8 protein-coding genes and 1 pseudogene are annotated in these 10,248 nt (G+C 42.8%); 8 read left to right on the forward strand and 1 reads right to left on the reverse strand.

Going from position 1 to position 10,248, the window contains the following annotated elements:
* Window positions 1-252: 252 nt before the first annotated feature.
* A complete protein-coding gene (locus HMPREF1028_RS00675; protein ID WP_009310902.1) occupies window positions 253-2,658 on the reverse strand; it encodes a penicillin-binding protein 1A in 2,406 nt (801 codons plus the stop codon).
* A gap of 150 nt (window positions 2,659-2,808) precedes the next feature.
* Here HMPREF1028_RS00675 and pilM point away from each other — a divergent pair, with 150 nt between their 5' ends.
* The 8 genes and pseudogenes from pilM (at window position 2,809) to aroB (ending at window position 9,976) form a co-directional block, all read left to right on the forward strand.
* Complete coding sequence (pilM, locus tag HMPREF1028_RS00680; protein WP_003776205.1) at window positions 2,809-3,918, forward strand: type IV pilus assembly protein PilM; 1,110 nt, start codon at window positions 2,809-2,811, stop codon at window positions 3,916-3,918.
* A gap of 1 nt (window position 3,919) precedes the next feature.
* Window positions 3,920-4,537 (forward strand): PilN domain-containing protein, encoded by a 618-nt coding sequence (locus HMPREF1028_RS00685; protein ID WP_003759517.1) that lies wholly within the window; start codon window positions 3,920-3,922, stop codon window positions 4,535-4,537.
* Entirely contained in the window at window positions 4,538-5,230 is a 693-nt protein-coding gene (gene pilO, locus HMPREF1028_RS00690; RefSeq protein WP_003765893.1) for a type 4a pilus biogenesis protein PilO, read from the forward strand.
* 17 nt (window positions 5,231-5,247) lie between these two features.
* Window positions 5,248-5,814: a pilus assembly protein PilP gene (locus HMPREF1028_RS00695; RefSeq protein ID WP_009310903.1), complete on the forward strand. Its 567-nt coding sequence runs from the start codon at window positions 5,248-5,250 to the stop codon at window positions 5,812-5,814.
* Window positions 5,815-5,831: 17 nt separating this feature from the next.
* On the forward strand, window positions 5,832-7,967 hold the full coding sequence (locus tag HMPREF1028_RS00700; RefSeq protein ID WP_009310904.1) for a type IV pilus secretin PilQ: 2,136 nt from the start codon (window positions 5,832-5,834) through the stop codon (window positions 7,965-7,967).
* 53 nt (window positions 7,968-8,020) lie between these two features.
* Window positions 8,021-8,134: pseudogene (locus HMPREF1028_RS14300) on the forward strand (IS5/IS1182 family transposase); the annotation flags it as partial.
* A gap of 164 nt (window positions 8,135-8,298) precedes the next feature.
* Entirely contained in the window at window positions 8,299-8,811 is a 513-nt protein-coding gene (locus HMPREF1028_RS00705; protein WP_049223704.1) for a shikimate kinase, read from the forward strand.
* A gap of 85 nt (window positions 8,812-8,896) precedes the next feature.
* Window positions 8,897-9,976 carry a 3-dehydroquinate synthase gene (gene aroB, locus HMPREF1028_RS00710; protein ID WP_009310906.1) on the forward strand — a complete coding sequence of 360 codons (1,080 nt, stop codon included), beginning with the start codon at window positions 8,897-8,899 and terminating at the stop codon, window positions 9,974-9,976.
* Window positions 9,977-10,248 lie beyond the last annotated feature (272 nt).

Consider the following 10,248-nt stretch of genomic DNA (forward strand, 5'->3'; position numbering starts at 1 on the left):
AGTGTGGCGAGGTAATTTGAAATCAAGGGGTAGGGGATAGGTTTGATGAGCAGTGCAGATGACATGAAACTGGTTTTTTAGCATTTGGGGAAACTCTCCGCTTTAGGCTCGGATGAGGCAATGCTGTATCGGTTTAAAGTGAATTTTTCCATCTTGTTTCACATGACAATGAATTGAGATTGTGCTGCCATATATAAAAAGGTCGTCTGAAATTCCTGATTCGGGTTTCAGACGACCTTTTGACCGGTGTAATTAGAACAGTGAGTCTAATTGTCGATTGTTAACATTGCTTGGCTGTACCGGCGTTTCTTGCAAATCACCGCGACCGCGGTCTCCGCCATCCCGATCGCTATCAGGCGTTGCGGCAGTGTTGGCATTGGCCGGGCGTTGTTGTCGGGAAGGTTGTTGTGCAGGGCGTGGAACGGTACCGCTATTGTCCAAAGTGATATCGGAGCTGGTGGTCATGCGTTCTTTCATATAGTATTCGCCGCCGCTGTTCACGATACCTGCCGGTGCTTTCATGCCTTTGTTTTCTACGCCTTTGAGCGCGAAGCGCATGTAATCTACCCAGACTGGAACGGCAATCGTGCCGCCGTAACCTGCGCGGCCCATGCTGCGCGGTTTGTCGAAGCCGATGTATACGGCAGTGATAATACTTGGGTTGAATCCAACGAACCATGCATCTTTATTGTCGTTCGTCGTACCGGTTTTACCGGCGATATCGGAACGGCCAAGTGCGGAGGCACCTCGCGCAGTACCGACACGGACAACGTCCTGCATGATTTTGTACATGATGTATGCGTTACGCGGGTCGATGGCTTGAGGAGCGTTTTCGCCTGCAACAAGAGGTTGCATTTGTGCTTTCAGACGACCTTCGCTGTCATAAATCTTGTCGATGACGTATGCGGAAATTTTGTAACCGCCATTGGCAAAGACGCTATATGCTTCAGCGACACGCAATGGTGTTGTTTCACCGGTACCAAGCGCCATAGACAGGCTGGCAGGGATTTCGGACGGTTTGAAGCCGAAACGTTGGATGTATTGTTGTGCGTATCCGATACCGATGGACATCAAGATTCGGATGGAAACCATGTTTTTAGAGGCGGTCAATGCTTGGCGCAGGGTGATATAGCCTGCATAACGGCCGTCTGAGTTTTTAGGATTCCAAGCAGAACCATTGGCACCTTTACCCGGCAGGGAGAGTGGTGCGTCATTAATCATGGTGGATGCTGTCATGCCTTTGGCGAGTGCCGCAGAGTATACGAAAGGCTTAAAGGTAGAACCTGGTTGGCGCATGGCTTGAGTGGCTCGGTTAAATGTCTTGCTGTGGAAGTCATAACCGCCGACCAATGCACGCACGGCACCTGTTTTTGCATCTAATGAGACCAGAGCGCCTTGTAGTAGAGGTTCTTGAACGACAGACCAATTGTTGCCGCCGCCTTTGACACGGATGACGGAACCGCGACGAATACGGTCGTCTCCCATTTTTTCGTTGTTGACTGCACGGGCTGCAAAGCCCAGTGCGTAGCTGTTCAGATTGAATCTTTTTCCGCTAGGTAGTTGAATCAGAACTCCTTTTTTAGAGGCCTCCAAGACAACGGCAGGAACCATTTTGTCAACCGTATATAAAGTAGAAAGATATTGGCTAATCGTTTCTTCTACGTCATCAGTTTTGCTGAGGTCGATGTAGTTCTCTGCGCCGCGATAACTGCTGCCTCTGTCGAAATTACGCAACGCTTTTCTAAGGGCTTCAGTAGCAACACGTTGGTTGGCAGTATTGACGGTTGTGTAGACCTTAAAGCCTTGGGTGTATGCGTCCTCGCCATATTTTTCATACAACTCTTGGCGTGCCATTTCAGCAACATACAAAGCGTTTTGGTCGATGTTTTGCACAAAACGTTCATAATGCAGCTCTTCTTTCAAAGCTTGATCGCGTTGTTGTGCAGTAATCATATTTTCTTCCTGCATGTTTCGCAGGATGTAGGCTTGGCGCTGTTTAGCGCGCTCGGGGTTAACGATGGGGTTATACGCTGAAGGCGCTTTAGGTAGGCCTGCCAGCATGGATGCTTCAGCCAAAGTCAAATCTTTCACGTTTTTGTTGAAATAGATTTGAGCGGCAGAGGCAAAACCGTATGCCCGTTGACCCAAATAGATTTGGTTGAAATACAGTTCTAAAATCTGATCCTTACTAAGCGTCTGTTCGATTTTATAGGCCAATAGGGCTTCATTGAATTTGCGGGTAAATGTACGCTCGTTACTCAAGTAGAAGTTCTTTGCTACCTGTTGAGTAATGGTACTGGCACCTGATTGCAAACCGCCGGCGACTACGTTGCCGATAGCGGCACGGGCAATGCCTACTACGTCTACGCCCCAGTGCTCATAGAAACGTTTATCTTCTGCGGCAATAACAGCGTCTTTCAAAACCTTTGGAAAATCTCCAATTTTTGTAAACTCCCGGCGCTGTTCACCGTAAACCCCAATAATCTGACCGTCGGCAGAATATACTGTGAGGGGCATTTTGGGTTGGTAGTGTTGTAAAGAATCAAGAGCAGGCAACTTGGGGTATGTGACCAAAATCGCAATAGCGAGCAAGCCGACACCGAAGAGTGCCAATCCTAATATCAAACCAAGACAGGTCGTTATAATCTTTTTAATCATGACTAAGTAATAATTTTTGCCATCACTGGCATTAAATAAAGTAAAATAGAAACCGATTTCTGTGAAACACAGTATTTACTGTGCAAAGAAAAAGAAATCCTTTACGGATATCGAAACAGTTACTCACTCCTAACAATACAGGGAAATTATATGATTAGCTTATCAAAAAGCCCTAAAAGCAAAACCAGCAAGGCAAGTAAAGCTTCCGGAGGGTTAAGCAACCGAGCCGCTATCGGCATCGACATCAGCCAGCATGCCATTAAGATGGTTCAGCTGACAGGCCGTAGTTTAAACCAAATTCAGCTAGAAAAATACGTTATTACCAAATTACCTAAAAATATTGTAAAAGGTAACAAAATCCAAGATTACGACCAACTTGTCACCTATTTGCAACATACTTATACGCAATTGCGCAGTTCTTGTAAGAACTTTGTTGCAGCTGTACCACAAAGCTTGGCAACAATAGAGAACATAACTTACAACCCTCGCGATACCGAACTTGATTTGGACGAGTTTGCTGAATCTGAAATTTCAGCAATCGGTCCTATTGATGAAATGAGTTATGACTATCAGGTGACCGGCGTATCCGTTTCCCCGGCGGGGCAGCAGATTACAACCGTAGCAGCTAGAAAAGACGATATTGAGCCTGTTATTGAAATGTTTGAAAATGCAGGGCTTGATCTGTCTGCCTTAGATTTGGATCTTTTGGCTCAGAGAAATGCCTATGCTTTTTGGATTAATAATCATGCACCTGAATTGACTAATGAAAAAGTTGCCGTATTTGGCATTCATGCTACCCAAATGTACGCATTGGTGATGCAAAACGGACAGATTTTGTATAAACAAGAGACTCCTGTCAGTACGGAACAGTTGAATCAACTGATTCAGCGTACTTATCAAGTGACAGAAGAAAAAGCGGCGCAGATGATAGCTTCATCCAGCAAACCATCTGATTATCAGACCCAAGTCGCAGATCGCTTTAACGTTCAGGTAGCGCAAGAAATCCAACGTGTATTGCAGTTTTACTACACTACGCAGACGACAGAGACCTTCTCAAACATTAAACATATTTTATTAACTGGGTTTGCATCGCAACAGGCTGGATTGGCAGAAAGTATTTTTTCTCAAACCAATACTGCGACACAGTGTATTCACCCGGTTTTATATGCTGAACGAAACAATAAAATTGATTTGCCGCAGCTGCAAATTGATGCACCGTCTTTAACATTAGCATTCGGATTAGCATTAAGGGGATTGTAATATGATCGAATTTGTTAAAATTAACCTTCTTCCTTATAGGGAAGAAATCAAACAGCGCAAAAAGCAACAATTTAAAGTATTAATGCTTTCGGCGTTATTGATAGGTGCAGGTCTGCTTGTGTTGACATATTTGACAATTAATAATGCAATCAGCAGACAGGAAGACCGTAATGCCCTTCTAGGGAAGGAAATTGAAAAGCTGGATAAAGCTTTGGGAGAAATTCTAAAACTGCAGCAAGAAAAAGAAAATTTCCTATCAAAAAAACAAAAAGTAGAAGAGTTACAGGAAAAACGTTCACAGGCTGCCTATATCATCGACAGCTTAAATGTAGTTACTCCCGATAACTCTTATCTGACAGCGTTGGAAGCAGAAAGTTCGACATCTTACAAAATTACGGGTCGAGCAAGTAGTGATAATAAGATTGCAATGTTTATGCGTTCTTTACCAAGTACCGGGGTTTTTGCTCAGCCAGAACTTTTGAGTATTAAGAAAATTGATAATTATCAAGAATTTACTCTGAAGGTTTTGTTGAATAATTCAGGTCATCCATCAGTACCCGTACAAAATCCAGCCGCGAACACGACTGAAACTGGCGAACAGAAGCAAGAGGTAAAATAAATGTCTGTAAGTAAAGCAAAAAATATTGATATCCAAAACCTCTATTTGTTAAATATGCCTGCTAAGTTATTTATCGCAGGGTTGGCAATAGCGGGGGTCTTGGCAATAGGATATGTTGGTATTTTCAAAGAGCAACTCGAAACACTTTCTACGCAGGAAGCTAAAGAAGCCGAACTAAAGGAAACATATACGAAAAAAAGTATTGAGGCTGTTAATTTGCATAATCTTCAGGAGGAGTTGGCGTCTATCCGTTCAGCTTTTGATGTTTTGTTGAAACAACTGCCGACAGATGCCGAAATTCCTAATTTAATCCAAGAATTGCATCAGGCTGGATCCGCTAATGGTTTGCGGTTGGATAGTGTTGTGCCTCAAGCTCCGGTTAATGATGGTCCAATTCAAAAGTTACCCTATGAAATTTCCATTACGGGTAAGCATAATCAGATTAGCCAGTTTGCTCGTGATGTCGGAGGTTTATCGCGAATCATTACTTTGGAATCTCTGAAGCTCTCCCAAGCAGCAGACGGAAAAAGTGGTAAAGAGGGCAAAAGTGATATTTTGACACTGAGTGCCACTGCAACAACTTATAAGGCTCGTCCTGCAGAAGAAGTTGCTGCCGAGCTTGCAGCCAAACAGAAGGAGGCACAGGCTAACGGAAGTGATGCGCAGAATGGTGCTGAAGTTGACAATAAATAAAAGTTATTAGGGAAATCATGAAAAATACTATCTTACTCGTAGGTGTTTTGTCTTTAGCAGCATGTTCCCCCACCCATGATGATTTAAATATGTGGATAAAACAGACGCAAGATGAAGCTAAAATTAAGGTTACTCCATTTCAAGCACCGACGATTACTCCGCCAGTTGCATATACCCCTCCGGCATATAATGGGTTAAATGCGTTTGACTATCGACGTTTGGAAAATGCACCCAAGGGGAATAATGCTCCTAATTTGAATCGTCAGAAAGAGACATTGGAAGCATTTAGTTTGGAAAATATGCGTTATGTCGGTATTCTGCGTGGTAATAATAAGACATCTGGTTTTATCGATGTAAATGGACATGTTTATACCGTTATGCCGGGCAACTATATCGGTCAGAATTACGGTAAAATCCAAACGATTACTGAGGATAAAATTACTTTGACTGAATTAATAGAAGACAGTTCTGGTAACTGGATATATCGAAAGGCTGATTTGCCGTTAAGTACACAGTCAGATGAAGGTTCAAGTGGTGCTTCGACAGCTGAATCTCGAAGCGAATCTGCCGCAATTCCAAATTAATTAAGGGGTCTCACTTTATGAAAACTAAGCACATGACAAAATTTTTTGCCAGTATTGGCGTAGCCATGGCTGTGCAAACTGCTTTTGCAGGTAATATTACTGATATTAATGTATCTACTCTTCCTGATAGTCAAAAAATTATCAAAATCCGTTTTGATCGTGATGTAACCAGTCCGAGCGGTTTTGTTACTTCGGCTCCAGCTAGAATTGCACTTGATTTTGCTAACACTACTATTCGGTTGCCTCAATCAGTATTGGAGTATGCCGATCCGTTATTAAATCAGATTACGGCGGCACAAAATAATGACCGTTCCCGTATTGTGTTGGGTTTGAATAAAACTGCCCAATATAATACTGAAATTCATGGTAATGAAGTTTGGGTTTTTGTTAGTGAGTCAGCTGACCGAAATTCTGCAATGTCTGTATCAAATAATAAGCCTTCTATGCAGGATTCTGTTCCGTCAGAAAAAGCAAAGCAAGTCGCTAATTCCGCTAATATCGACTTCCGTAAAGGCTCGCGCAATTCAGGTATTGTTGAATTAAGCGTTCCGGCTTTTACTGGACAGCCTGATATTAAACAACAGCGTGATCGTGTCATCATTACATTGAAAAACTATCCGTTGCCAACACAAGCACAACGTAGTTTGGATGTAGGCGATTTTAATACACCGGTAAAAAATATCACTTTAAAACGCATCGGTAATGATACTCAGCTGATTATTCGAAATAGTGCAAACTGGGAAGTTCGTACTAAGCCGGCAGCAGGGCATTTTACTTTTGAAATTTTACCTAAAGCCGCTGATACGGAGTCACGTGGTTTGAATGGTGGTAATGCAAATAAATCTTTCAATGGTCGTAAAATTTCTCTAGATTTCCAAGATGTTGAAGTTCGTACTATTCTGCAGATTCTTGCAAAAGAGTCAGGCGTCAATATTGTGGCTAGCGATACGGTAAATGGTAAGATGACTTTATCCCTCAAGGATGTGCCTTGGGATCAGGCATTGGACTTGGTAATGCAAGCCCGTAATTTGGATATGCGTCGTCAAGGTAATATCATCAATATTGCTCCACGTGATGAATTGTTGGCGAAGGATAAGGCCTTCTTGCAAGCAGAAAAAGAAATTGCAGAGCTTGGTCCTTTGTATTCGCAAACCTTCCAATTGAAATATAAAAATGTGGAGGAGTTCCGCAAAATCCTTCGTTTGGAAGATAATGGAAGTAGCAATTCCAATGGTCGCAATACCTTGTTGAGCGGCCGAGGCAGTGCTTTGATTGACCCCGCAACGAATACCTTGATTGTTACAGATAATCGGAACGTCATCGAGAAATTCCGTAAATTGATTGATGAGTTGGATGTTCCTACACGCCAAGTTATGGTTGAAGCGCGCATTGTAGAAGCAAAAGATGGATTCTCACGCGATTTGGGCGTTAAGTTTGGTGCTGCTGGTGCAAGAGGAAGAAACTCTTGGGGTAATGATTGGTCAAGTGCTCAGAATAACCACAATACTAACGCCTCAGTGTTCCGCGGAGAGTCTGCTTATCCAACTTGGTCTTTGCAGCCTAACGTAAGTTTGCCTGCTACAGCGGCGACGAACAGTATCGCTTTAGTACGAGCCTTGTCATCTGGTGCATTAGGTTTGGAAATCTCTGCTTCTGAAGCAACTGGTAAGAGCAAAACCATTTCTAATCCTCGCGTTCTGACTCAGGATCGTCGAGAAGCTACGATTGAATCCGGTACCGAAATTCCTTACCAAGAAGCTTCTTCAAGCGGTGCGACTTCGGTTTCATTCAAAAAAGCGGTTTTGGGTCTGACAGTTACTCCTAATGTAACTCCGGATGGTCAAATTATTATGACCGTTAAGATCACTAAAGATACCCCGGTCGACTGTACTGTAGATTCTTTGATAACCAAGTGTATTCAGACTAAGAACTTGAATACTCAGGCTATGGTTGAAGATGGTGGCACTTTGATCGTTGGTGGTATCTATGAAGAGGACAATAGCGATACCATCAATAAAGTTCCATTGCTTGGTGATATTCCTGTAGTAGGAAACTTGTTTAAATCACGAGCCAAGAAAGAAGAACGACGCGAATTGTTGATTTTCATAACGCCTCGCATTATGGATGGCGTGGGTAGTAATTTGCGTTATTAAGTGATGCAATAAAACCGGGTAGATGTCTTTTGGATATCTGCCCGGTTTTTATTTATAGTGGATTAAATTTAAATCAGGACAAGGCGACGAAGCCGCAGACAGTACAGATAGTACGGCAAGGCGAGGCAACGCCGTACTGGTTTAAAGTTAATCCACTATATTCAATTTGATGGTCAGGATTTGTGCGTCAAATATAATAGCCAAAGACTTTTAGAAGTCTGAAATTAAAAACAATTAGAATCAACGGATTAAAAATCGGAGCATGGTGTTTGCAGACACGAGTTTGGAAGGGTGGCACAAATAATGCTGAGTATCGTATAAAATGCTTTTTATGGAAAAAATCAACGGTAATTTAATATTAATTGGCTTGATGGGTGCAGGGAAAACCACTTTGGGGCGGTATATTGCCCAAATGTTGGATCGTCCGTTTTATGATAGTGATCATGAGATTTGTACGACATCAGGTGTCTCTATCCCCATCATCTTTGAGATGGAAGGTGAGCAAGGGTTTCGCAATCGAGAGACTGCTATGCTCAAGAAATTGACTGCGATGAAGGATATTATTTTATCAACAGGAGGAGGGTCGGTTTTGCGTGAGGAAAACAGGCAAAATATGCGACGAAATGGTACGGTCGTGTATCTTCATGCCTCGCCTGAGGTTCTGTTAGAGCGGACCCGTTATGATAACGGCCGCCCTTTGTTGCAGGTAGAGAACCCGCTTGCTAAGTTGCAAGAGCTCTATAATGCCCGTGATCCTTTATATCGAAATACTGCGCACATTGTGATCGAGTCCGACAGCTGTGCAAAAACGGTGAAACGGTTGTTTGAGGCGTTAAATCGATAATAGATTTGTTATCAGTGAGTAACGATATAGGTTTTCAGACGACCCTAAATGAGAGCCAGGAACTAAAGATTAAAAAGGAATCAAAATGCGTACCCTGACCGTTCAAACTCCCTCCCATCAGTATCCTATTTTTATCGGAAATCATCTTATTGAACAAGCTGATGTTTTATTAAAGCCATATTTAAGTAATAAGGTGGCTATTGTTACGAATGAGACGATTGCGCCCTTATATCTAGAATCTTTTCAGACGACCTTGGATAGATTAGGTATTCCCAGTTTCAGTATTACTCTGCCTGATGGGGAAGAATATAAAAATTGGCAAACGCTCAATCTTATTTTTGACGGTTTAATGCAAAATAGGGCAGAGCGCAAAACGACCTTGATCGCATTGGGAGGAGGGGTCATTGGCGATATGGTTGGTTTTGCGGCAGCAACTTATCAACGTGGCGCCCCATTTATCCAAGTACCGACTACATTGTTAAGTCAAGTCGATTCCTCAGTTGGCGGTAAGACGGCAATCAACCATCCGCTTGGGAAAAACATGATAGGCGCGTTTTATCAACCTAAGGCTGTACTGGCGGACTTATCTACGCTTAAAACGCTTCCGCAACGCGAATTATCTGCCGGTATGGCAGAGGTCATTAAATACGGCGCGCTTGGCGATATTGAGTTTTTTGAGTGGTTAGAGCAGCACATGACCGATTTAATGATGCAGGATCAGGAGAAACTTGCGCAGGCTGTGTACCATTGTTGCAAAATGAAAGCTGAGATTGTGGCTCAAGATGAGACAGAACAAGGGATTCGTGCATGGTTGAATCTGGGGCATACTTTTGGGCATGCTATTGAAGCAGAAATGGGTTATGGCGTGTGGCTGCATGGTGAAGCGGTAGCTGCGGGATGCGTGTTGGCAGGACGGTTATCCGAGAAACTGGGTAAAATTCATGAGGCAGATACGCTTCGTATTGCAGCATTGCTTGAGGCTGCAAAATTACCATTAGCACCGCCGAAGTTTGAATTTGAAAAATGGATAGAGCACATGAGTCATGATAAAAAAGTGAGTGGCGGCGTCATGCGCTTTATTGGTTTGGATCGTCTGGGTAAGGCAAACATTACGAAGGTTACAGATATGGAAATTTTGCGCCAAACCTTGAGTCCGTATCTATAACGGTCAAGTAAGTAATGTCTTTAGAATGCGTCCATAACTTCATATAAAACAAAACAAGTTAGCACTACGATATAAGAGGCTGCCAAGATAATTGCATCATGGCAGCCTCTTGAAAATAAGGGAAAGTGATGACGTTGTGAACAGAGAGGGGGGTGTGAGGCCAATCGGTTTTTTGTATTTGGTACTTAGAAAATTGATTGCTTGGAATATGTGTCGTGTTGTTAATCTATGATAGAGCCAATAAATATAAAAAAGACTGTTTAACTAAGTAC

It is taken from the genome of Neisseria sp. GT4A_CT1, from assembly GCF_000227275.1.
Taxonomy (GTDB): domain Bacteria; phylum Pseudomonadota; class Gammaproteobacteria; order Burkholderiales; family Neisseriaceae; genus Neisseria.